Source organism: Pseudomonas sp. 5C2 (genome assembly GCF_034314155.1).
GTDB lineage: Bacteria > Pseudomonadota > Gammaproteobacteria > Pseudomonadales > Pseudomonadaceae > Aquipseudomonas.
The window spans coordinates 2,135,026-2,156,010 of the sequence record NZ_JAVIWH010000003.1 but is presented as its reverse complement, the minus strand read 5'-3'; the positions used below and the strand labels follow the sequence as shown (position 1 = coordinate 2,156,010).

Annotated in this window: 17 protein-coding genes and 1 pseudogene; 3 read left to right on the top strand and 15 right to left on the bottom strand. The window is 58.2% G+C overall.

The genetic code is table 11. From position 1 onward, the window contains the following. Positions 1-122: 122 nt before the first annotated feature. From RGU44_RS24455 to RGU44_RS24405, 11 genes are all read right to left on the bottom strand, one after another. Positions 123-2,864 carry a LuxR C-terminal-related transcriptional regulator gene (locus RGU44_RS24455; RefSeq protein ID WP_322278405.1) on the bottom strand — a complete coding sequence of 914 codons (2,742 nt, stop codon included), beginning with the start codon at positions 2,862-2,864 and terminating at the stop codon, positions 123-125. Between the two features lie 201 nt (positions 2,865-3,065). Continuing rightward, positions 3,066-4,472 carry a DUF1329 domain-containing protein gene (locus tag RGU44_RS24450; protein WP_322278404.1) on the bottom strand — a complete coding sequence of 469 codons (1,407 nt, stop codon included), beginning with the start codon at positions 4,470-4,472 and terminating at the stop codon, positions 3,066-3,068. 32 nt (positions 4,473-4,504) lie between these two features. Further along, entirely contained in the window at positions 4,505-6,427 is a 1,923-nt protein-coding gene (locus tag RGU44_RS24445; protein ID WP_322177953.1) for a DUF1302 domain-containing protein, read from the bottom strand. 333 nt (positions 6,428-6,760) lie between these two features. Next, on the bottom strand, positions 6,761-8,443 hold the full coding sequence (locus RGU44_RS24440; protein ID WP_322177952.1) for a fatty acid--CoA ligase: 1,683 nt from the start codon (positions 8,441-8,443) through the stop codon (positions 6,761-6,763). Between the two features lie 183 nt (positions 8,444-8,626). Next, entirely contained in the window at positions 8,627-9,256 is a 630-nt protein-coding gene (locus RGU44_RS24435) for a LysE family translocator (protein ID WP_322278403.1), read from the bottom strand. A 159-nt stretch (positions 9,257-9,415) separates the two neighbouring features. Beyond that, entirely contained in the window at positions 9,416-10,180 is a 765-nt protein-coding gene (locus tag RGU44_RS24430; protein ID WP_322177950.1) for an ABC transporter ATP-binding protein, read from the bottom strand. A gap of 59 nt (positions 10,181-10,239) precedes the next feature. Then, the gene (locus tag RGU44_RS24425; protein ID WP_322177949.1) at positions 10,240-11,565 is read right to left on the bottom strand and encodes an ABC transporter substrate-binding protein; all 1,326 of its coding nucleotides are present in this window, start codon (positions 11,563-11,565) and stop codon (positions 10,240-10,242) included. A 79-nt stretch (positions 11,566-11,644) separates the two neighbouring features. After that, the gene (locus RGU44_RS24420) at positions 11,645-12,712 is read right to left on the bottom strand and encodes a branched-chain amino acid ABC transporter permease (RefSeq protein WP_322177948.1); all 1,068 of its coding nucleotides are present in this window, start codon (positions 12,710-12,712) and stop codon (positions 11,645-11,647) included. 11 nt (positions 12,713-12,723) lie between these two features. Next, positions 12,724-13,605: a branched-chain amino acid ABC transporter permease gene (locus RGU44_RS24415; RefSeq protein ID WP_322177947.1), complete on the bottom strand. Its 882-nt coding sequence runs from the start codon at positions 13,603-13,605 to the stop codon at positions 12,724-12,726. Between the two features lie 76 nt (positions 13,606-13,681). After that, on the bottom strand, positions 13,682-14,473 hold the full coding sequence (locus tag RGU44_RS24410; RefSeq protein ID WP_322278400.1) for an ABC transporter ATP-binding protein: 792 nt from the start codon (positions 14,471-14,473) through the stop codon (positions 13,682-13,684). Between the two features lie 14 nt (positions 14,474-14,487). After that, on the bottom strand, positions 14,488-15,654 hold the full coding sequence (locus RGU44_RS24405; protein WP_322278397.1) for an AMP-binding protein: 1,167 nt from the start codon (positions 15,652-15,654) through the stop codon (positions 14,488-14,490). A 292-nt stretch (positions 15,655-15,946) separates the two neighbouring features. Between RGU44_RS24405 and RGU44_RS24400 the strand changes: the two genes are divergently transcribed. From RGU44_RS24400 to RGU44_RS24390, 3 genes and pseudogenes are all read left to right on the top strand, one after another. After that, on the top strand, positions 15,947-16,912 hold the full coding sequence (locus RGU44_RS24400) for a 2-hydroxyacid dehydrogenase (protein WP_322177944.1): 966 nt from the start codon (positions 15,947-15,949) through the stop codon (positions 16,910-16,912). Positions 16,913-16,951: 39 nt separating this feature from the next. Continuing rightward, positions 16,952-17,944: pseudogene (locus tag RGU44_RS24395) on the top strand (methyltransferase); the annotation flags it as partial. Positions 17,945-18,197: 253 nt separating this feature from the next. Next, entirely contained in the window at positions 18,198-18,782 is a 585-nt protein-coding gene (locus RGU44_RS24390) for a TMEM165/GDT1 family protein (RefSeq protein WP_322177942.1), read from the top strand. A 52-nt stretch (positions 18,783-18,834) separates the two neighbouring features. Here RGU44_RS24390 and RGU44_RS24385 read toward each other — a convergent pair whose 3' ends face one another. The 4 genes from RGU44_RS24385 to RGU44_RS24370 all read right to left on the bottom strand — a co-directional run bounded on the left by RGU44_RS24385 (position 18,835) and on the right by RGU44_RS24370 (position 20,934). Next, a complete protein-coding gene (locus tag RGU44_RS24385) occupies positions 18,835-19,653 on the bottom strand; it encodes a M48 family metallopeptidase (RefSeq protein ID WP_322177941.1) in 819 nt (272 codons plus the stop codon). A 131-nt stretch (positions 19,654-19,784) separates the two neighbouring features. After that, positions 19,785-20,405, bottom strand: a complete 621-nt coding sequence (locus RGU44_RS24380; RefSeq protein WP_322278396.1) for an SOS response-associated peptidase — start codon at positions 20,403-20,405, stop codon at positions 19,785-19,787. Positions 20,406-20,491: 86 nt separating this feature from the next. Beyond that, positions 20,492-20,752, bottom strand: coding sequence for a putative signal transducing protein (locus RGU44_RS24375; protein WP_322278395.1), 261 nt, complete (start codon positions 20,750-20,752; stop codon positions 20,492-20,494). Further along, positions 20,752-20,934 carry a CPXCG motif-containing cysteine-rich protein gene (locus RGU44_RS24370; protein ID WP_219063513.1) on the bottom strand — a complete coding sequence of 61 codons (183 nt, stop codon included), beginning with the start codon at positions 20,932-20,934 and terminating at the stop codon, positions 20,752-20,754. The genes RGU44_RS24375 and RGU44_RS24370 overlap by 1 nt, the downstream gene beginning before the upstream one ends. Positions 20,935-20,985: the final 51 nt, after the last annotated feature.

The window sequence follows — 20,985 nt, the reverse complement described above, 5'->3', positions numbered from 1 at the left end:
CCTTGAGCTGGTTAAAGGTTTTTCGCCATATAGCCGCTCAGTTTCAGATGGACCCTACCTTGCTCCGTCGTTGGGTGGAGGCCTAAGAACTTTACGGTGAAGCCAACCTCGCCAAGTTGCCCTCACCCCAACAACCCCATCTCCTGCGCCCGTGCCACCGCTTGCGTTCGCCGTTCGACCCCCAGTTTGCTGTTGATGTGGCTGGCGTGGGTTTTTACGGTGTGCAGGGAGATGAACAGCTGTTCGCTGATTTGCTGATTGGAGCAGCCCTGAGCGATGAGTTGGAGCACGGCGAGTTCGCGGGCGCTGAGTTGTTCTGCGCAGTGCAGAGGTTCGCTAGGTTCGCGCAAAGCAACCGCGGGCGGCAACAGTTCCAGTAGCGAATCGCGAACCGCACCCGGTGCGCTTTGCAGCAGTTGTTCTCGCAACCAATCGGGATGCCCGCTCACCAGCCAGTGGAAAGGCAGAAGTGCGCCACCGGTGGCTGCTTGCAAGCTACGGGTGAACAGTGTTCGCGCCTGTGCTTCGCGCGCAGTGCCCAACAGCGGTAGGATTTGCTGGGTCAGTGCGGCGACATAAATAGAGTGGGCACCGGCATTGTGTGCCTGTTGTTCGAGGGCGAGCAGGCGTTGCTCGGATTCGGGCCGCAGCCCTTGGATGCGTTCGAGCACTGCGCGCTGTAATTCGATGTGTTGCGGCAGTTGCGGGTGACACTCCGGTGCGGCAGCGGCCTGATCACCGCCATAGGTTTGCGCCAACCGCACCAACCAGGCGTCGGCGAGGTCGATGCGGCCTTGCAACAACCACAGCTCACATTTGACCAGAGTGATCATGGCCAGGTAGTAGATTGGCGGCACGTCCCAGATGTGCATCAAGCGCTCGGCCTCGCCCAACTCGGCAAAGGCCTCGGCAAAACGGCCGTCGCGCCCGTCTAGCCCTGCGATCACACAGTGGCCGATCAATACGCTGATATCACGACAGGCTCGCGCTTCAGACAACCCGGCCAACAGCCGCGCACGCCCCGCTTCAGGCTGCATGCGCATCGTCAGCAGATAGCCTTCATACAGTGTCAGCCGCGCACGAACAGCATAGAGCCGTTGGGCTGGCAAACCCTTGAGCCGCTCCTGGCCCTGGTGGACTTCGTCCAGCGCACGCAATACCTCGCCACGCGCCTGCAACACCCGCGCCCGATCATAATGGGCAAGGGCTTCAAATAACGGATTGGCGACCCGTTGCGCCAGCTCAAGCGCCTCGCGATTGAGTACCCGGGCGCGCAAGGGGTCACCCTCGGCAATGGCCAGATTAGCCAGCGTCGACAGGCACGTCAGCCGTTGACCGTAACGTTTATGCGGCAGGCTGAGCAGCGCTTCGTTGCAATAGAGCCGGGCCTTGGCACTGTCGCCACGCCCTCGGGCAATAATCCCGCTGAGCGCCAGCCACTGGGCGAGCATGGATTTTTGCGCTGTCGCCGAGGGCGCGGGCAGAAAGCGACTCAAGTGGCTGGCCAACTCTTCAGCGGCATCCAGCTGGCACGCCAGGCCCAGCGCCCAGCTATAGAGCACGATCAAGCGTGGCGTGCTGATCAGCAGACTGTCAGGCAAGTCCATTTTCCAACGCAGCAGCATCCCGACATTCTGCTCGGCCAGCAGTTGCTCTTCGGACAGGTTCTGCACCAGATTGGCAGCGACATCCAGATGCCCCGCACGCAAGGCTTGTTCGACGGCCTCGTCGAGCAGACCCTGGTCGCTGAACCATCGACAGGCATTCAGGTGCAGGCGGGTTTGCTGCGGGCCGGTCTCGGCGCCGGGCCGGGTGCGCAACAAGTCGGAAAACAAATGGTGATAACGAAACCAGCGGCCATGCTCATCCAGCGGCACCAGGAAGACCTGATGCGCTTGCAGATAACGCAGCATTTCGGCGCTGTCATACGTTTCGCGAGCGGCATCGCACAGCTCGCTGCAAAAACGCTCCAGGCAGGCGGTATCGTACAAAAACGCCTGAACATCGGTCGGTAGAAAGTCGATCACCTCTTCAAGCAGGTAATCGCGAATCAGCCCTTCCCCGCCATGCAGCGCTTGTGGCAGCGCATTGTCACTGCCCGCTTCAGACGCGGCCAGCAGCCAGAAGCGCAACCCGGCCACCCAACCCTCGCTGCGCAGAATCAGACTTTGCAGCGCTTCACTGTCCAGCGAATTCGAGTGCTGTTCAAGCACCGCCACCGACTCGGCGTTGGTCAGGCGCAAATCCTGCTCATTGAGCTCAAGCAGTTGGCGCGACAGTCGCAGCCGTGCCAGGTGCCAGTTCGGACGCTGACGGCTGGTGACCATCACGATCAGCCCGGCGGGTAAGTGATTGAGGAAAAACTGCAGGCAGCGGTCGAGCACCGGCCCCTGAGCGAGATGGTAATCGTCCAGCACCAGCAGCAGTGGCTTGCTCAGCATCAGGTGCGTGGTCAGCTCGTCAAGCAGGCCATCAAGCCACTCTTCGAATGCAAAGGGTTGATGGCGTTGGCGCATCTTCAACAAACCCAGCGCCTGGGTACCCAGCTGTGGGAAAAATTGTTGCAGACCGGCAAGCAGACGCTCAAGAAAGCGCCCCGGATCACTGTCGCGATGACTCAGCCCCAGCCACAGGCTTTGCCACTGAGCCGGCAGGCTCTGACAAAACTCTACCGCCAGCGAACTCTTGCCAAAACCTGCCGGGGCGCAGACCAACAACAGCCGCCCCGCCAGGCCTGCACTCAAGCGCTCACATAAACGTGGACGCAGTACATAACCTTCGGGCAACGGTGGTCGAAAGAAACGGCCTTCCAGCGCGGTAACCGCGTGGCTGTCAAACCCTTGCAGACGGGACAAATCAGTCATAGCCGGCTCTTATTAAAGTGCTGTTATCGGCATTGCAGATGTCCGCAGACTAGCGGGTACGTCGGTCCTTTTGAAGGAATTTGGCGCATTTTTAGAAAAAGATTACAACAACCTGCATCGCTCCCCGTGAACATAGGGGCTCTCAATAGAAAACGCCCCGAACAGTCGGGGCGTTTTCAGTGTGCGTTTAGCGATGAATCGTTACCGTACGCCAGACTGGCGCAAGGCCGAAGGAGAGAAATCGCTGACGCTCGCCTCGAACTTGAAGTTATAAGCTGCTTTCTCTTCGTTCTTCATACCGAGCGCCAGGTAACGGCCCGATTGCAGATCGTAGAGGGTTTCCAGGGTGTACCACGGCACTTGTACGTTGTAGTAGTTCTGGGAGTGAGCTTCAGCCACACGCCACAGTTGACCACGACCGTCGTAGTGATCGATCACCGCTGCCTGCCAGGTGTCTTCATCGATGAAGAAGTCACGTTTGGCATAGATGTGGCGCTGGCCTTCCTTCAAGGTAGCGGTCACGTGCCAGACACGACGCAGTTCATAGCGCGCCAGATCCTGGTTGATATGACCGGCCTTGATGATGTCGGCATATTTAAGGGTCGGATCATCGAGCTTATAGCTGTCAGAGGCGATGTACATTTCCTGCTTGCCGATCAGTTTCCAGTCGTAACGATCAGGTGCGCCGTTGTACATGTCCAGGTTGTCCGAGGTGCGCAGACCATCTGCTGCGGTACCCGGCCCGTCATAAGACACTTGTGGCGCGCGACGTACGCGACGTTGACCGGCGTTGTACACCCAGGCCATACGCGGTTCTTTTACCTGATCGAGGGTTTCGTGCACCAGCAGTACCCCACCGGCCAGACGTGCGGGCGCGGTTACTTCCTGCTTGAAGTAGAAAAGGATGTTGCTGGTGTCACCGGTTTTCTCATCTTCATCGCCAGACTTGGCTTTCGCATCGTCTGCACCGGATTTTTTCACGTTATCGCGAAAAACGAACTGATCCTTGAAGTAAACCAGGTTGTAGGAGCCATTGGCCTGCGGCGTGGCCTGGGTCACCAGACGCTGAACGCTGCCACCGCGATAACGGGTGATATGGTTCCAGATCACCTCAGAACCGTTTTGCGGGATCGGGAATGGAATCGCCGTCTTGAAGTTCTCAAGGCCGTTACCACCCGCGACCAGTTTGGTCTTGGTCGCGTTGCCTTTGATCGCTGCGAACACGTCATCAGGCACCGTCGCGCCACGATGGGACGGGAAGACCTTCATTTTGAAAGTCTCCGGATAGCGCTTGAACATCGCTATTTGCCCTGGCGCCAGCTTGTCTTTGTACTGATCGACGTTTTGCGCGGTGATCACAAACAGCGGTTGTTCCTGAGCATAGGGGTCAGCAAGGAAACCCTTGCTGTCCACAGCGCCAGCATTTTTTGGCAGCGGGCTCCATGCAGGGATCGTCCCTGCGGCGTTACCGGCCTTTTCGGCGCCCATCGGCGTCAAGGTTGTACCCAGTTTGGCGGCCTCGGATTCCGACACAGCAGCCATCACCCCGGTCGCCAGCAATGACAGACCCAGTACACCGACTTGTAACAGACCCTTTGTCATTTTCATGTTCATAGTCGTCCTGAAAAAAAACCGTATTCTTAGAAGTTCATGCCAACGCTGAGCGCAACAAAATCGCGGTCATCCACAGTGGTGTACTTGCCGTCGAAGAAGTTGGTGTACGAAAGGTTCGCGGTGTAGGTGTTCTGGTATTCGGCATCCAGGCCCAGGCTGATAGCCTTGCGCCCTTCTTCGAAGTTGCCACCAGGACCCGGCGAGTAGCCAGAGACGTCATGCGACCAGGCAATGCTTGGCTTGAGGTTGATACCTGCAAACACACTGTTGTAATCCCAGATCGCACGAGCACGATAGCCCCAGGAGTCAGCCGTGGTGAAGCCATCGTTTTCGCAATAACGCGAGACGTTGTTCTGGGCTGCGCCGGCCAGGGTGCTGGCGTTGAGCGTGGCGCACTGACCATTAGGCAGGGGACCTGGGCCGTAGCTCGGGTCGCGGCCGTAACGGATTTTCGAGGTACTTTCCAGCCCACCGACGTGAGTCCAGCCGACTTCGCCCACGACAGTCAGTCGCTCGGCGCCCATCACCTGATCGAAGAACTGGGTGAAGGTGGTCTGGAACTGGGTAACTTCCTTGCGGCGATAACCCGACTGGTCAGTACCCGGCTTGCCTTGCAGCATCGATACGTTCGGGTTCAACGGCGTAAGACCGGAGTACAGGATATCGGTGGTGTTGAGTTGCACCGGCGCGTTCGGACGGTAGCTGACCTCACCACTCCACGCCGTACCGGTAGGCAGGGTGGTAGAGAAGCTCAGGCCGTACAGACGAATGTCTTCCGGGTATTCAACGTAATAGCTGGAGTTGCCGGCCACGACCAACGGCAGCAGGGTCGGCGCCAAAGCCGCAGCAGTCCGTAGCGGTACGCCATTGCGAGCCAGCGAACCAACCAGGTTGGCTGGGCTATAAGCGCTGGCCGGGGCGCCTTGGCCACTGAAGATCGGGTTGCGGCTGTGGTAATTCATGAAATAGGCACCGAACTCGGTGTCCAGTGGATCGAACATGTAGTGCGTGGCCAGGCCGAACTGGCCGCTGTCGCGGGCGTCACGGTCAGGACCACGACGCACGATTACGCCTTCATCCGGGTTGCCGAAGGTAACGCCCTGGGCCGCCAAGCTATTTGACACAGGTGAACGCAAACTGGCTGGCAACGCGCTATTTAGACCATTTTTGGTTTTCAACACGGCCAGGTTGTTGTTGCAGCCGTCGGCGATCACGTCCGGTTGCGAGAAGAAGGTGCCGCAGTTATCGACAACCGTCTGGTCCCATCCAATTTGATAAAAGCCCTCGGCCGAGAGGTTCTCGGTGATGTTTTGCGAGAGGTAGAACATGTTGACCGGAATCAAGCCTTCCTTGATTTCCGCGCCGGGACGGCGGAAGGCTGACACGTCGACCGGGTTGATGCTGTTGATACCGCCCTGGATGAAGGTACTTTCACCCCAACTGACGACTTGCTTACCCAACCGCACGGAACCTGGTTCATCCCCAATGGAGTAGTTGTGGTAGACGAACGCATCAAGCAGCTCGGCGCCCGACGATTTCGCGGCTTCCTTGCGGCCGCTGTCGCTGATGTTCTTGAAATTGAGATCATCGTCCTTAAGCTTAAAGTCATACCAGTACTTGCCCCGGAGAAACACACCGGTGTCGCCGTATTTCAACTCAAGATCGTGAATGCCCTTGAAGATCTTCGAGAACGTTTCCCCGCTCTTGAAATTCAAATGGCCATCATCGGAGGTCTGCGACAAGCCGTGGCCGCCGTTATTGGAACCGATGAGATTCTTGTTGGGATTCTGCGTAGACCAACTGGCGCCTATCGAAAGCGACGAGTCGAACTGACCTTCGATTTCACCGATGTTGAAACTTACGCCAAATGCCGGACCGGCGAGCGTAGAGGCGAGGCTGACGGCCAGAGGCAATTTCGCCCGGCGCCAGAACTGGTTAACTGATGTCATCGACGCTACTCCATGTGCTTTTATTGTTATGGCAGTGGGCTTTTCCGGGACCGGCTCAAGTGCTCTTGAGTGTTAACGCCATCGGGCAGCCTGGAAGGCTGCGATACGAGGGGGCGTTATAGCCGCTCTTACTAAGACCCTGTGCCGACTATAGCCAGCAGGTACGGGCACTTGATCCCTCTAAAGTGTGATTTACAGCGGCAAACCCTCTGGCACGGCTATTTCGACCGACCAGTCACAGCTGGCACCGGGAGAATGGCGTAATTTCAGGATTTGGCAAGACAAGCGCTTGCTTGGGGGCTTGCCGCGCTCAGCGAGCACGGCAAAAGGCACTCAGAGTGTCGAGAGGAAGGTGCTGTTGGTCTTCTGCCACTCGATGATATCCAGGCGGATACGTTTCTTGTCGAGCTTGCCGACACTGGTCTTGGGAATTTCAGTAACAAGGGCAATCTGGCTTGGAATCGCCCACTTATTAATGTGCCCAAGTTCGACAAACGGCTTCAAATGTTCCTTCAGCTCTTTGGCGCCGATGTTGTGCTCTTCGCGTATCACCAATAACGCGAAAGGCCGTTCACCCCATTGCGGATCTACGATACCGACGACTGCTACTTCACGTACCGCTGGATGACGGCTGATCAAATCTTCGAGTGCCAGCGAGGACACCCATTCGCCGCCCGTCTTGATCACGTCCTTGATCCGGTCCCGAATATCGATCACGCCCATGCTGTCCAGCGTCGCGACATCCCCAGTGTGCAGCCAGCCGCCCGCCCACAGCTCGGCGCCTTTTTCCGGCTCGCGGTAATAGCCCTCCGTCAGCCAGGGCGCACGCAGCACCAGTTCGCCCTGAGACTCGCCATCCGCCGGCAGGAAGTTTCCGTCCAGGTCGATGATCGCCGCATCCACCAGCACCCCGGGCACGCCGGCTTTGATCCGATAGGTGATGCGTTCGTCGTCACTGCCGGCCAGCATTTCGTCATTCAAATGTGCGACGGAGATCAGCGGGCAGGTTTCAGACATACCGTAAGCAGCCGTCAACTGAATACCCTTGGCCTTGGCCGCGTCATAGGTCGTACGGTTGAGTGAACTGCCGCCGATGATGATCTTCCAACCGGAGAAGTCCGTGCCCTGAGCTGCTTTGGCGTTGAGCACCATCTGCAGGATGGTCGGTACACAATGGGAGAACGTAACCTTCTCCTTGCGCCATAGCTCAACCAGCAATTCCGGGTCGTAACGACCGGGATAGACCTGCTTGAGCCCGAGCATGGTCGCGGCATAAGGTACGCCCCAGGCATGCACATGGAACATCGGGGTGATCGGCATGTACACGTCATTGGTGCCGAGCAGCCGCACGCTGTCGATACAGCCCATGATCGTCGCCACCCCCATGGTGTGCAGCACCAATTGCCGGTGAGTGAAATACACACCCTTGGGGTTACCCGTGGTACCGGTGGTGTAGAAAGTCGTGGCGACCGAGTTTTCGTCGAAGTCCTCGAACTCATACTGAGTACTCGCAGCCGCCAGCAGGTCCTCGTACTCGCCGATCAGATTGGGCAGATCGGCGGTCTTTTCCGGGGCATCGGTCAGCAGAATAGTGTTCTCGACCGTGGTCAGTTGCCCGGCAATGGCCTGATAGAGCCCCACGAACTCGCTGTTGACCAGCACGAACTTATCTTCGGCGTGGTTCATGGTGTAGAGAATCTGGTCCGGTGACAGGCGCACATTGATGGTGTGGATCACTGCGCCAATCATCGGCACCGCGAACATGCACTCCAGATAACGATGGCTGTCCCAGTCCATCACCGCCACGGTATCCCCGGCCTTGACCCCCGCAGCGGTCAAGACGTTAGCCAGACGGGCAATGCGCTCATTGAGGGTCGGATAGCTGTAACGCAGTTTGTCCCGGTAGACGATCTCGCGAGTTTTTTCGTAACGGCTACCCGACATCAATAGCCGCTTGATCAAAAGAGGGTACTGGTAGGCGCCATCAGCTGGCGGAATGATGCGAGTCTGCAACATAGGAGTCCCTTTTCTGAATGCACATTCTTGGCTTAAAAATATGCACTTTAGAGACCTTGCCAGCCAGCCAAATCAGCCAAAGGGATGATTTGCGGGCGGGCGGGAATGCAGGCGTTGCGCCATCAAGCAGCGATCCGTATCGAGGGATTTTCAGGGGGTACCCAGGCGCAAACAACGCTAAATTCAATTAATCGAGGTAAAGGCCAGTTTCACACCCAGCGCAACCAACACCGCGCCCATTGCCCGATCGAACCAGTGCCCCATCCGTGCAAACCCTGCACGTACGCGCTCCTGGCTGAACAACCGCGCCACCAGACAGAACCAGACGCCCGTCGCGACGGCCAGGTACACGCCATAACCGGCTTGGACCATCAACGGGGTGTGCGGGTTGATGACCACGGTGAACAACGACAGGAAAAACAACGTCGCCTTGGGGTTGAGTCCATTGGTAACGAAACCGCTGGTAAAGGCACCGCGTGCGGTACGTTCGCCCACGGGCAGATTGACGGGTGCATCGGTGGCGCTGGCCGGTTTGGCGCGCAGGGCCTTGATGCCGATGTACAGCAAATACGCGGCCGCCGCCCATTTGAGAGCGTTGAACAATACGATCGACTGCGACACGATCAGACCGATGCCCAGTAACGAATAACCCACATGCACGAAGATCGCGGTGCCGACGCCCATGGCGGTCCAGGTGCCTGCCTTGCGGCCGTGGGTCACGCTTTCGCGCACGACCACGGCGAAGTCCGGGCCGGGACTGGCGACAGCGAGCAGGTGTATCAGGGCAACAGTCAGAAATTCCGTCCAGTACATGGGGCCTCCGTATCGAGCATGTGAGCAATGAGCACTATTGAGTGCTGGCCACATTACGCCTTCGTCCAACCGTGCAAAAGGTACAGTTGGGTGATCGAGTACCCGCACAATCCTTTGCGCCGTGGCGTTCAGGTGTTCGCCGCCCACGGTCAGGCATCTCTAGCCATTAACGGCAGCGCCCCTTCCGCCCAGATAAAAATCATGAATATCTTCACGCTGGGCCAGGAGGTGCGCCGGTCCCTCACTCACCACGTGGCCACTTTCCAGTACGTAGGCGTATTGGGCATAACGTAAAGCGACGTTGATATTCTGTTCGGCGATCAGAAAGCTCACGCCGTCGTGACGATTGAGCTGATCGACGATCTCGAAAATCTCTTCGACAATCTGTGGCGCCAGCCCCATCGAAGGCTCATCCAGTAACACCAGGCGTGGCTCAGCCATCAGCGCACGACCGATGGCGACCATTTGCTGCTCACCACCTGAGGTGTAGCCCGTCAGACTTTTGCGCCGTTCCTTGAGCCGTGGGAAGTAGGCGTAAATGCGCTCAAGACTGGCCTTCAATGCCTGCCGCGACGGTTTGCGCACAAACGCCCCAATCAGTAGATTCTCTTCCACGGTCAGGTGCGCGAAGCAGTGCCTGCCTTCAAGCACTTGCGCCAGACCATTGGCCACCAAATGGCTGGTCGAGCTGCGGGTGATGTTCTGTCCGCGATAGAGAATCTGCCCTTTAACCACCTCCCCACGCTCGGCACTGATCAAGTTGGAAGCAGCTTTGAGGGTTGTGCTCTTGCCCGCGCCATTGGCACCGAGCAAGACCACGACGGCACCTTCGGGCACCTTCAGCGATACGCCCCGAACGGCAAGAATCGCTTTTTCGTACAGGACTTCAATGTTGTCGATTTGCAGGATAGGTGTATCAGCCATGACGCTCTCCAGAGGTGACGAGGCCGAAGCGCATGCAGCCCTCTTCGGCCATAGACGGCTTAAGACTCCTTGCTGCAATCGCGTGGCGCAATGCCTTTTTCTTGCGCGTACTTATGCGAAGAGGCTTCGATGATCGGCCGCAACAACGCACGGTCGGCCTGCACCCAATCACTGATCAGGTTCCATTTCTGACCGTCCCATTGCTGAAAGCGCACGGCACCGCCGCCCTCATGATCCGAGCAGGACAGTTTCAACGGCTGTACCAGGCCCTCGGCACCCAGCGCCTTGAGTCGTGCTTCGTCGATGTTCAGGTGCTCGAAACCCCAGCGGACCTGTTCACCCGTCAGTGGTTTTTTGCCAAATTTCTCCTGAGCGATCCGCACCGCTTCAACGTTGAGAATGCCGTTTACCACACCGAGGTTGTAGTACACCGTGCCAAACCGTTTTGGATCTTCCAGGTTGCCCTTACCCGCATCCAGTACTGACTTCTTGATGCCTTGCAGCACAGGAAAGTCGGTGCCTGAAGGGTGAGTGGTGATGGAAATAAAGCCTTTGGCTGCAGCGCCTGCCGGGGCGGCATCCTCTTCAGAGTTACTCCAGATGTTGCCGATGATGTGGTCTGCCGGGTAACCGACCTTCTGTGCGGTTTTCAATGCGACCGGGTTCATCACCCCCCAGCCACGCAGGATCACCCAGTCAGGCTTGGCCCGACGAATGTTCAGCCACTGTGACTGCTGCTCGTTGCCTGGGTGCGGGACTTCAGCCAGGGTCAGCTCGAAGCCATATTTATCGGCCAGGGTCTGCAACACCTCATTGGTTTCCTTACCGTACGGCGAGCCATGGTAGAGGGTGACAATCTTCTTGCCCTTGAGTTTGTCCAGCCCGCCGGCTTGCTGACCGATGTAGTTGATGATGGCTGACACTTCTGAATAGGGGTTCAGTTGCAGCGGAAATACGTAGGGGAAGACACTGCCGTCAGTGGAGTCGGTCCGGCCGTGGTTGATGGTAATCAACGGCAACTTGTCTGCGGTCGAGCGCTCCAGCGTCGCATAGGCGATCCCCACCGACAGTGGGTTGGTGGCAGCAGCAGGCGCGCCGTTAAGTCCTTTTTTCAGACGCTCGTAGCACTCAACGCCCTTCTCTACCACGTACTCGGTCTCGCACTCGCTCCAGGTCAGCTTGACCCCGTTCACGCCACCGTTGGCATTGACGTACTGCATGTAGTCGATAAACCCACCAAAAAAGCCGGTACCGCCGGCTGCGTAGGGACCAACCCGATAGCTCTGCAGGGGGAAGTACTGCTCGTTGTCGGCATGCGCAGTCAAGGCTGTAGCGGTCAGGCTCAGCGCCAAAGCGAGGCTTCTGACAAAGGTGCGTTTTAGCATCGGAATTATCCTTATCGAATCAGGGCGATCAGTGTTTAAAGGGTTGGAATGGACGAGCGTCCGGTCACGCGGGGTTCACTCAGTAGCGCAGCGGCCAGAGCCGTGCGCGCTCGCGAAATCGTTGCCAGAGGCGCGCCAGGCCCTCGGGTTCTTTGATCAGAAAGACGATAATCAATGCGCCAAAAATCATTTTCTGAGCATTTTCCAGCTGCCCGGAATCGATCAGGCCTACCGGGAGCAAGCTGACAAGGTTGGAGAGCAGCACCGGGAACAAGACGATAAAAGCAGCACCCAGCAGGTTTCCGAGAATGCTGCCCAGTCCGCCGATAATGATGATGAACAAAATCTGGAACGACCGGTTCAGATCAAAGCCGTGGGGCTCGACCGTTCCCAGGTACGTAAACGCCCACAGCGAACCGGCGATGCCGAGGAAAAACCCGCTGATGGCAAAGGCCAGCAATTTGCTCTTGAGGATGGGAATACCGATCACTGCTGCGGCAGTGTCCATGTCCCGTACCGCCATCCAGTTGCGCCCCAGCTCACTGCGCGCCAGGTTTTTACCCAGCCAGAACATCGCGACCACGATGCCCAGAGTCAGCAGATAACGGCCGACCGGCGTACTGAAATCGATACCCAGGAGGTTCAGCGGCGGCGCAGTGATGACCCCGGACGCGTTGTTATTGGAGAGCCAATCGAACTTGGTCAGCACCCATTCCACAAAAAACTGTGCGGCCAGGGTCGACACCAGCAGGTAAAAACCTTTGATCCGCAAACTGGGCAATCCAAACACGACCGCGACCAGTGCGGCGGCTACACCGCCCAGCGCGATGCTGACCAGCAGCGGCAGACCCGATACGCGCAGTTCAAAATTGTAAGTGGCGAACGCACCGACGGCCATGAAGGCCGCTGACCCCAGCGACAATTGGCCGGCATAGCCCGTCAACAGGTTGAGACCCAGTCCGGCCAGGGACAGCACCAGAAATGGAATGAGAATGGCACTGAACCAATAGTCGTTGCCGATGAAGGGCACACCGATAAACGCAAAGGCCAATAGCAGGACCAGCCCATAACGGTCCTGCCTGAGACGAAACACACGACGGTCCGCCGCATAGGTCGTGCTGAACTGGCCGGCTTCTTTATAGAACATATGTGTTCTCCTTAAACCCGCTCGATGGCACGTTCGCCAAACAGTCCGGCTGGGCGCACCAGCAAGAACAGCAAGGCCAGCACATAGGGAAACCAGTTCTCGAGACCACCCCCGATAACGGGGCCCAGATACACTTCTGCCAACTTCTCCGACGCACCAATGATCAGGCCGCCGATGATCGCGCCGCTGATGGAGGAAAAGCCGCCGATGATCAACACCGGCAACGCTTTGAGAACGATCAGGGAGAGCGAGAACTGGACCCCCAGGCGCGCGCCCCACAGCAGTCCGGCAACCAGCCCGACAAAACCGGCCACCGACCAGACCAATGCCCAGATACGTGGCAGCTTCACCCCTACCGCCAGGGCTGCCAGCGGATCGTCAGCGACTGCACGCAGCGATAAACCGACTCGCGTTTTGTTGAACATGACCGAGAGCACCACCACCAAAAGGGCGGCGGTAGCGGAGGCGAAAAGATCGAACTGCGAGAGGAGCATGCCTTTGATTTCCAGAGGCTCGTCGCTGATGCCCAGCTCCAGGCCATGCACTTGAGAGCCCCAGAGCGACTGGGCGAAACCCTCAATGACGTAAGACAGGCCTAGCGTGGCCATGAACAGAATGATCGGCGGTCGATTGACCAAAGGCCGTAACACGATCCGCTCGACCAACAGCGCCAGCACCACCATCACCGCCAGGCAGATAACAAACGCCAGCCAAAACGGAATGCCGCGCTCGACCAGGCTGACAAACGTCAGCGCAGCAAACAGCACCATGGCTCCCTGGGCGAAATTGAATACGCCCGAGGCTTTGTAGATCAGGACGAAACCAATGGCCACCAGCGAGTACATCACCCCTGCCAGCAGCCCCCCGATCAGTACTTCGAAGAAAAATTCCATGCTCAATCACCTGTTGTTCGGTGCATACGTTGCCCTGCTCCCCGGGTCATTCGAGGGGCCGACTCTTGCCTGGATGTCAGTGTCGAGTGCCGAGATACGCGGCGATTACCTTGGGGTCACGGCGTACCACCTCAGGGGTGCCATCGCCGATCTTGCTGCCGTAGTCGAGCACCACCACATGGTCCGAGATGCCCATCACGACGCCGATATCGTGCTCAATCAGAACCACGGTGGTGCCAAACTCCCGGTTGATGTCGACGATGAAGCGGCTCATTTCCTGCTTTTCTTCGGCGTTCATCCCGGCCATAGGCTCGTCCAACAGCAGGAGCGTGGGTTCAGCGGCCAATGCACGACCCAGCTCGACACGCTTTTGCAAGCCGTAAGGCAACTTGCCAACGATCGCGTCACGCCAGGCGTGTATCCGCAGAAACTCGATCACTTGCTCGGCGGCTTCACGCTGGCGGTCGTCTTCAGCCGCAGCACGCCCTAAGCGCAGTGCTTGTTCCACCCAAGTGCTGCGGCGTTTGAGATTGCGACCGCTCAGCACGTTGTCGAGAACACTCATCCCCTTGAACAGCGCAATGTTCTGAAATGTCCGGGCAATGCCTCGTTGCGCGGCGGCGTGCGGGTGCATGCGGCGGTGAACTTCACCGTTGAAACTGATTCGCCCCTCCTGTGCCTGATAAACACCATTGATGACATTGAGCAGCGAACTCTTGCCGGCACCATTGGGGCCGATCAAGGCACAGATTTCACCGGGGGCGACGGCGAAGCTGATATCGGTGATGGCTTTAACACCCTTGAACGACAGGGAAATATGTTCCAGTTCCAGCAAAGGCCGCGGTACTGCGCGAGTAGCCTGAGACATCGTCGTGCTCCTGATCAGGCCAATTGCGGGCCGTGATTAATCCATCCATCGACCCGCTCTGCTGACGCTCGGGGCCGGGGTTGCCATTGACCCGGGTCTGGCCAGCCCTGGATGTTGATACCCAGCAATGCAAAGAATGCTTTGGTGTTTTCCGGTAACGCGTCACCCACCAGCAGCGCGGCGTGCGTACGGCTAAAGCCGAGGACATCGCGCAACGGTCTGCGGATCAACCAATCGCCCAGCACTCGGCGGACAACACCCGGCCTGCTGGCCAGCGCCCACTCGACCAGATGCCGCTGCCAACTGCCCACGGGCGGCAACCGGGTCAAGACCAGCGCATGCAGGCGACCATAAGTTTCGCGGGTGCCCGCCACCAGGGTCGGCCCCAGTTCGCGACGGTCGTTATCCCGAGTGGCCAAGCTCTCCGGAAAATTCAAACGGAAACCTGCAATCAGCCAGGGGGCCAGTAGATAGCGTGCTTGCCCACCCACGGCGAACGCCCTGGCGGCCAATGCTTCCTCATGAATACCCAACTGCTGAACATCAACCAGATGCCGCCCCTCATTCAACAGTTCGGCATGGCTGATCCGCTGCTGCTCAAGCGTGCCGCCCTCAGCGCGTCGATAAAATGCAAAAGCCGTGTGCTGAGAATGCCCTCGAGTCGGTAACTCCAGATTGGGCACTTGCCCCACCAGACTTGCGTAGGCGACCCACCTGCCCTGTCCATCGGCGTTGCCTGTGACCGTGCGGCCGTCGGCATAGAACACCAATTGCGGGGCCAGGTGCGCGGCGTCCACCCGCTGAAGTTCTTCCAGCCCTTCGGCAAAGATAAAGTCGGGTTGCAGTTGCTCCAGCAAGGCTATTTGCTCTGATGCAGCATCCAGTGGGTCGAGCAGCGCGGCCACGCCGCCGAGCCACTGAGCAGCCAACGTCGCCAGCAAGGCTTCGGGCCGTGGTCGACTTAGCAAGGTCAGCGTTGCGCCAGGGGTAAAACCGCGCAGGTGCAATGCCGTGGCAAGACTGAGCACCTGTGTGGCGACCTGAGACCAACTGCGCACTTGCCACACACCCAAATGTTTATGGCGCAAAGCGATACCTGCCGGTTGTTGCCCTGCTTGCAACAACAGCCACTCTGGAAGCGTGGTGGGAACCGTCTCCCTATTTTCCATGAACTCAGACATTGCCTTTCCCCGCCCACGTGCCGACTCAGCACCCTCCACAGCGATAGAGCAGCAACCGTGCCAAAGACAAATATCAATGAAAAACAATGAGTTATAAGTATTTAGAAATATCCAGCTGTGCTTCTCACTGCACAAGCTGTTGCGAGACTGTTTGCAGCCGAACAGTTGCGTGTCCCGCCGAATACGGACACCTCACCCAGACGGTCGCGTCAGATACCAGAAATTGATACCTTTCCAGTGCCTCCAGCCATTTCGGGCTGGACCTTATATTTTCGATAAGGCGCCTCATCCCATGAGCAATCATCACAAAGCAGTTTTCCTCGACCATACGTCTCTGGACCTGGGTGATCTTGACCTCAGCGAGCTGCGTGAACACTTCGGCGATTTGCAGTTGCACACCACCAGCACACCGCAACAGGTGATCGAACGCCTGCAAGGCGCGCAGGTAGCGATTACCAACAAAATCATGATCGATGCCGGCACGTTCGCCGCGTGTCCCGATTTGAAGCTGGTGCTGATTTCCGCCACGGGCACCAACAATGTCGACCTGATTGCAGCCCGTAAACATGGAGTTGTAGTCAGCAACTGCCAGGGATATGGAACTGCCTCCGTGGCGCAGCACACACTGATGCTGCTGCTCGCGCTGGCGACCCGCCTGCCGGACTATCAAAACGCGGTGCAGCATGGGGGCTGGCAGCACGCAAAACAGTTCTGCCTGCTGGATTTCCCTATCGTCGAGCTGGAAGGCAAAACCCTCGGCATGCTGGGTTATGGCGAACTAGGCGGCGCAGTCGCGAAGCTGGCCGAAGCCTTTGGCATGCGTGTACTGTTGGGGCAGATACCCGGCCGCCCCGAACGCGATGACCGTGTGCCGTTGCAGGAGCTGCTGCCGCAAGTCGACGCATTGACCCTGCACTGCCCGCTCAACGAACACACCCGTAACATGATCGGCGCCTATGAACTCGGCCTGCTCAAACCCCACGCATTCGTGATCAACACCGCACGCGGTGGCCTGATTGACGAACAAGCGCTCGCCGACGCCTTGCGCAATGGCCATCTGGGTGGTGCAGCGACGGATGTACTGACCGTCGAACCGCCGGTGAACGGCAATCCGCTGTTGGCTGGCGACATTCCGCGCTTGATCGTCACCCCGCACAACGCCTGGGGAAGTCGTGAAGCCCGGCAACGGATCGTCGGCCAACTCAGCGAAAACGCTCAGGCATTTTTCGCCGGCACACCTCGACGGGTCGTGAGCTGACAAGCTCTGTTAGACTTCGCCACTTTTCAGGAGCCAAAGATGGACCCGCGCAGTGAAGTGTTACTCCGTCAGGCCGAATTGTTTCAGGGCTCCGTGCTCCTGGCCGGGCTGCCTGCAGACGATCTGCTCGGGAAATTGCCGAATGCCCATGGCTGGTGCTGGCATGCTGGCGATCAAGCGGTGCTGGACGCGCGTTTCGAAGGCCGCTGCCACTTTGGGGTCAATGTGCCAGAGCAGGCGTTTGAAACCGCTGTGCTGTTTGTGCCCAAAGCCCGCGACCTGACTGATTATGTATTGAACGCCCTCGCATCGCGCCTGGCTGGACGCGAGCTGTACCTGGTCGGCGAAAAACGCAGCGGCATCGAAGCAGCGGCCAAACAATTGAGCCCCTTCGGCAAACCCCGCAAAGTCGACAGCGCCCGGCACTGCCAGCTTTGGCTGGTGACTGTCGAGAACGCACCGCAAGCGGTGACCCTGGAAAGCATGGCCCAACGCTATGAAGTCGATCTGGAAGACGGCCCGCTCACAGTGGTCAGTCTGCCCGGCGTCTTCAGCCATGGTCGACTGGATCGCGGTTCGGCACTGCTCCTGCAGCATCTGGATAAACTGCCCAGTGGCGAGGTGCTCGACTTCGGGTGTGGCGCCGGGGTGTTGGGGGCTGCGGTCAAGCGTCGCTACCCGCATAACAATGTCACGCTACTGGATGTCGATGCCTTTGCCACCGCCAGCAGCCGCCTGACTCTGGCCGCCAATGGCCTGGAGGGTGAAGTGTTGACCGGTGACGGCATCGACGCTGCGCCCATGGGTTTGAGCACTATTTTGAGTAATCCTCCGTTCCACGTCGGGGTGCATACCGACTACCTGGCAACCGAGAACTTGCTGCGAAAAGCACGCCAGCATCTAAAAAATGGAGGCGAACTCCGCTTGGTCGCCAATGCCTTCCTTCGCTATCAACCTCTGATCGAAGAGCATCTGGGCGTGTGTGCGGTGAAGGCACAAGGGCAAGGCTTTCGTGTCTATCGCGCCAAACGCGAAAAAAATAAGCACTTGCCGAACGCTGTCGGTGTAGGCAGAATCCGCTCCGTCCTAGGGGAGTAGTCTCCCACGAGCGCCATGCTCGTCCGGCACGTATCAACATACTTGGTCAACAGACCATGGTGCGTGCGACCCAGATCCGCTCAGTCGGATCGGTGGTTTGACAAGACCTATGACACGAACACCTTACCCGGGGCGGGAAGGCTGTACGTGTCATAGCCGTGTCGACCCGCCCCTTAGGAAAAACCTGATGCTGGAATCCCTGCTCGTCCCCACCGCTGTTGTCGCCTTGGCCGAAATCGGTGACAAGACCCAACTCCTCGCCCTGATTCTCGCTGCGCGCTTTCGCAAGCCTTGGCCGATCATCGCCGGCATCATCGTCGCCACCCTGGCCAACCACGCCGCAGCAGGCGCCGTCGGGGCCTGGTTCGGGAGTTTCTTCTCGAACGCCACCCTGCACTGGATTCTGGCCGCCAGCTTCACCGCCACCGCGCTGTGGACCCTGGTACCCGACAAAATGGATGAAGACGAAGGCAGCACAGCGCGCAAGTTCGGGCCGTTCGTGACCACGCTGATCACGTTTTTCATCGCTGAAATCGGCGACAAGACCCAAATCGCCACCGTGATGCTCGCCGCCCAGTATTCCTACCTGTGGCTGGTGATTCTCGGCACCACACTGGGCATGCTGATCGCCAACGTCCCAGTGGTACTGGCAGGCAACTTCGCGGCTGAAAAGCTCCCCCTCACGTTGATCCGTCGCTTGGCAGCCTGCGCGTTTTTTGTCCTGGCCATCGTTGCGGTGTACAAGGCAATGCAGGTGAGTGGCTGGGTTTAAACGACATCTTCAAGATCAGAGGGGCAGGATCGTCACTGACGATCCTATCCACTCAGGGTTTTTTAGCCTGTTGATAAAGTGGCATTACCTTCGGGATGGCGCTTTGCAGTGATGCGATGCGGCTTTCCGAGGCGGGGTGAGTGCTCATGAATTCCGGCGGTGAACCTCCGGTGTTCTGGGTCATTTTCTGCCACAGGCTGATGGCGGCATTGGGGTTATAACCAGCGCGCGCCGCCAGCTCCAGCCCAATCAAATCCGCTTCATTTTCATTGCTGCGGCTATTAGGCAAGGTCAGGCTGTAATTCACCACCGTATCGGCCAATGCAAGACTGTCCTGACTCAATCCCAATAACGCGCCCGCGCCCTGCTTGGCCATCTCAATACCATAGGCCTTGGACATCGCTTCACGCCCATGCTCGCGCAAGGCGTGAGCAATTTCATGCCCCATGACCGCAGCGATTTCATCGTCAGTCAGCTGCAGCTTGTCGATCAACCCGGTGTAGAAAATGATTTTGCCACCGGGCCCGCAGTTGGCATTGAGCTCATCGCTTTTGATCAGATTGATTTCCCACTGCCACTGCGCCGAATCAGGGCGAAAAATCGGCGCCTGGGCAATCAGCCGATCAGCAATCGCTTTCACCCGTTTTGCGTCGGCACTGGTTTTATCCAGCACACCTTTGGTGCTGGCCTCGCCTACCGTCTGTTGATAAGACTGCGCATACATCTGATTGACCTCTTGGGTCGACAGCATGCTGAACATGTACTGCTTGCGCTCGACTCCCACCGCACCGCCGCTGGTGGTATTGACGGACTGGCAACCGCTGAGCAACAAGCTCGCGCTCAAGGCACACAGAGCAAATGACTGACGCATGGTGGATCTCCCTGGAAACATGGCCGGTATCCTAGGCAATGTCCCGCCACGAAGCTAGATACAAGCCAGTTGCCACACTTGTAGATAGCGTCCGCAGATGATCGCAGGCTTGCCTGCGAAGCGTCTTCAGTTCAAAGCGGTGTCAGGCATTCCGGCGCGTTCAGTTTTGGATCGTTCACCAGGTTAGCCAGTGCTCGTTCACGCAGCGCCGTCTGGGGGCTGGCGAGCAATGCTTGCAGGGTAGACGTTGGTGTATCCGCAGCCAGCCAGGCTTCCTGCCCGGCCGCATCAAGGATCAGCGGGCGCCGCTGACTGGCTGCCGCCTGTGTGACGACGGCGACACTCAGGTACGTGTGGCCTTCTACCGGGTAAGCCTCCCAAATCGCAGCAAAAAACAGCGCAGAGCCCTCCCCCGGCGTCAGCCAGAACGGCCGCTTGCGCGTGGTACCACGCCATTCGTAGAAACCATTGGCCGGCAACAGACAGCGGCGCAGCCGGAAAGCTTCGCGAAACATCGGTTGTTCGGCCAGGGTTTCGGCGCGGGCGTGAGCAGGCGTTCGGGAAAGGTCGGTCAACCATGGCGGTGTCAGCCCCCAACGTGCACGTGCCAGTTCGCGCTGAGTGTCCCCGCCGCGCAGCATCAGCACCGAGTCGCCCGGCGAGATGTTCCATTGCGCCTTTTGGTCAGCAGGAAAACCAGGCAAGGCCGCAAATGCGGGCGTCCAGCGAAACAGGGCATAACGTCCACACATAAGGGCAACACACTCTCTTTTTTGAAAAACCCTTTTTCAGACGCAGGCTTTAAAAGCCGGCGGTTGAAAGCAGGGCCAAACGCACGTCAACACTCCAGTACGTCAGGAAAATTGTCAGGTTCATCACCCGACAGCGGCAGTGCCGCATTGTACTCGGCGATCAACAGCCGTGCCTGTTCGGCCTGATCATTGCCCACCGATAACCCTAACAGACCAAAAACCGGGAGCTCGCCCACGCCGCCAAGCAAGTCACGCCCCGTCAAATGCGCTTCGACGCCTTCACTGGCAAGCATGCCTTGCAGCAATTCGCCTTCCATCAAGTTTTCCGGCTCGTAGACTCTTTGCATCATTCATTCTCGCTGCGCACGTCCAGGGTCCATTCTTCGCCGTCCGTCTGCAAATCGAACACAATCGGTCGGCAACACACCGGGCAATCCTCGATATAGGACTGATCACCGCCAGATAAATCCAGCACGGCCTCAACCGACTCTCCACAGTAAGGGCAGTCATAACGCTCTATTTCCTGCATCGAAGTCTCCGGGGTGAGTTATGCGTATAATCGCCGTCTATTTGAAGCATG

What these genes read in the sequence shown, in the direction of transcription:
- RGU44_RS24455 (WP_322278405.1), bottom strand. Translation starts at nt 2,864, where the DNA reads ATGACTGATTTGTCCCGTCTGCAAGGGTTTGACAGCCACGCGGTTACC.
- RGU44_RS24450 (WP_322278404.1), bottom strand. Translation starts at nt 4,472, where the DNA reads ATGAAAATGACAAAGGGTCTGTTACAAGTCGGTGTACTGGGTCTGTCA.
- RGU44_RS24445 (WP_322177953.1), bottom strand. Translation starts at nt 6,427, where the DNA reads ATGACATCAGTTAACCAGTTCTGGCGCCGGGCGAAATTGCCTCTGGCC.
- RGU44_RS24440 (WP_322177952.1), bottom strand. Translation starts at nt 8,443, where the DNA reads ATGTTGCAGACTCGCATCATTCCGCCAGCTGATGGCGCCTACCAGTAC.
- RGU44_RS24435 (WP_322278403.1), bottom strand. Translation starts at nt 9,256, where the DNA reads ATGTACTGGACGGAATTTCTGACTGTTGCCCTGATACACCTGCTCGCT.
- RGU44_RS24430 (WP_322177950.1), bottom strand. Translation starts at nt 10,180, where the DNA reads ATGGCTGATACACCTATCCTGCAAATCGACAACATTGAAGTCCTGTAC.
- RGU44_RS24425 (WP_322177949.1), bottom strand. Translation starts at nt 11,565, where the DNA reads ATGCTAAAACGCACCTTTGTCAGAAGCCTCGCTTTGGCGCTGAGCCTG.
- RGU44_RS24420 (WP_322177948.1), bottom strand. Translation starts at nt 12,712, where the DNA reads ATGTTCTATAAAGAAGCCGGCCAGTTCAGCACGACCTATGCGGCGGAC.
- RGU44_RS24415 (WP_322177947.1), bottom strand. Translation starts at nt 13,605, where the DNA reads ATGGAATTTTTCTTCGAAGTACTGATCGGGGGGCTGCTGGCAGGGGTG.
- RGU44_RS24410 (WP_322278400.1), bottom strand. Translation starts at nt 14,473, where the DNA reads ATGTCTCAGGCTACTCGCGCAGTACCGCGGCCTTTGCTGGAACTGGAA.
- RGU44_RS24405 (WP_322278397.1), bottom strand. Translation starts at nt 15,654, where the DNA reads ATGTCTGAGTTCATGGAAAATAGGGAGACGGTTCCCACCACGCTTCCA.
- RGU44_RS24400 (WP_322177944.1), top strand. Translation starts at nt 15,947, where the DNA reads ATGAGCAATCATCACAAAGCAGTTTTCCTCGACCATACGTCTCTGGAC.
- RGU44_RS24390 (WP_322177942.1), top strand. Translation starts at nt 18,198, where the DNA reads ATGCTGGAATCCCTGCTCGTCCCCACCGCTGTTGTCGCCTTGGCCGAA.
- RGU44_RS24385 (WP_322177941.1), bottom strand. Translation starts at nt 19,653, where the DNA reads ATGCGTCAGTCATTTGCTCTGTGTGCCTTGAGCGCGAGCTTGTTGCTC.
- RGU44_RS24380 (WP_322278396.1), bottom strand. Translation starts at nt 20,405, where the DNA reads ATGTGTGGACGTTATGCCCTGTTTCGCTGGACGCCCGCATTTGCGGCC.
- RGU44_RS24375 (WP_322278395.1), bottom strand. Translation starts at nt 20,752, where the DNA reads ATGCAAAGAGTCTACGAGCCGGAAAACTTGATGGAAGGCGAATTGCTG.
- RGU44_RS24370 (WP_219063513.1), bottom strand. Translation starts at nt 20,934, where the DNA reads ATGCAGGAAATAGAGCGTTATGACTGCCCTTACTGTGGAGAGTCGGTT.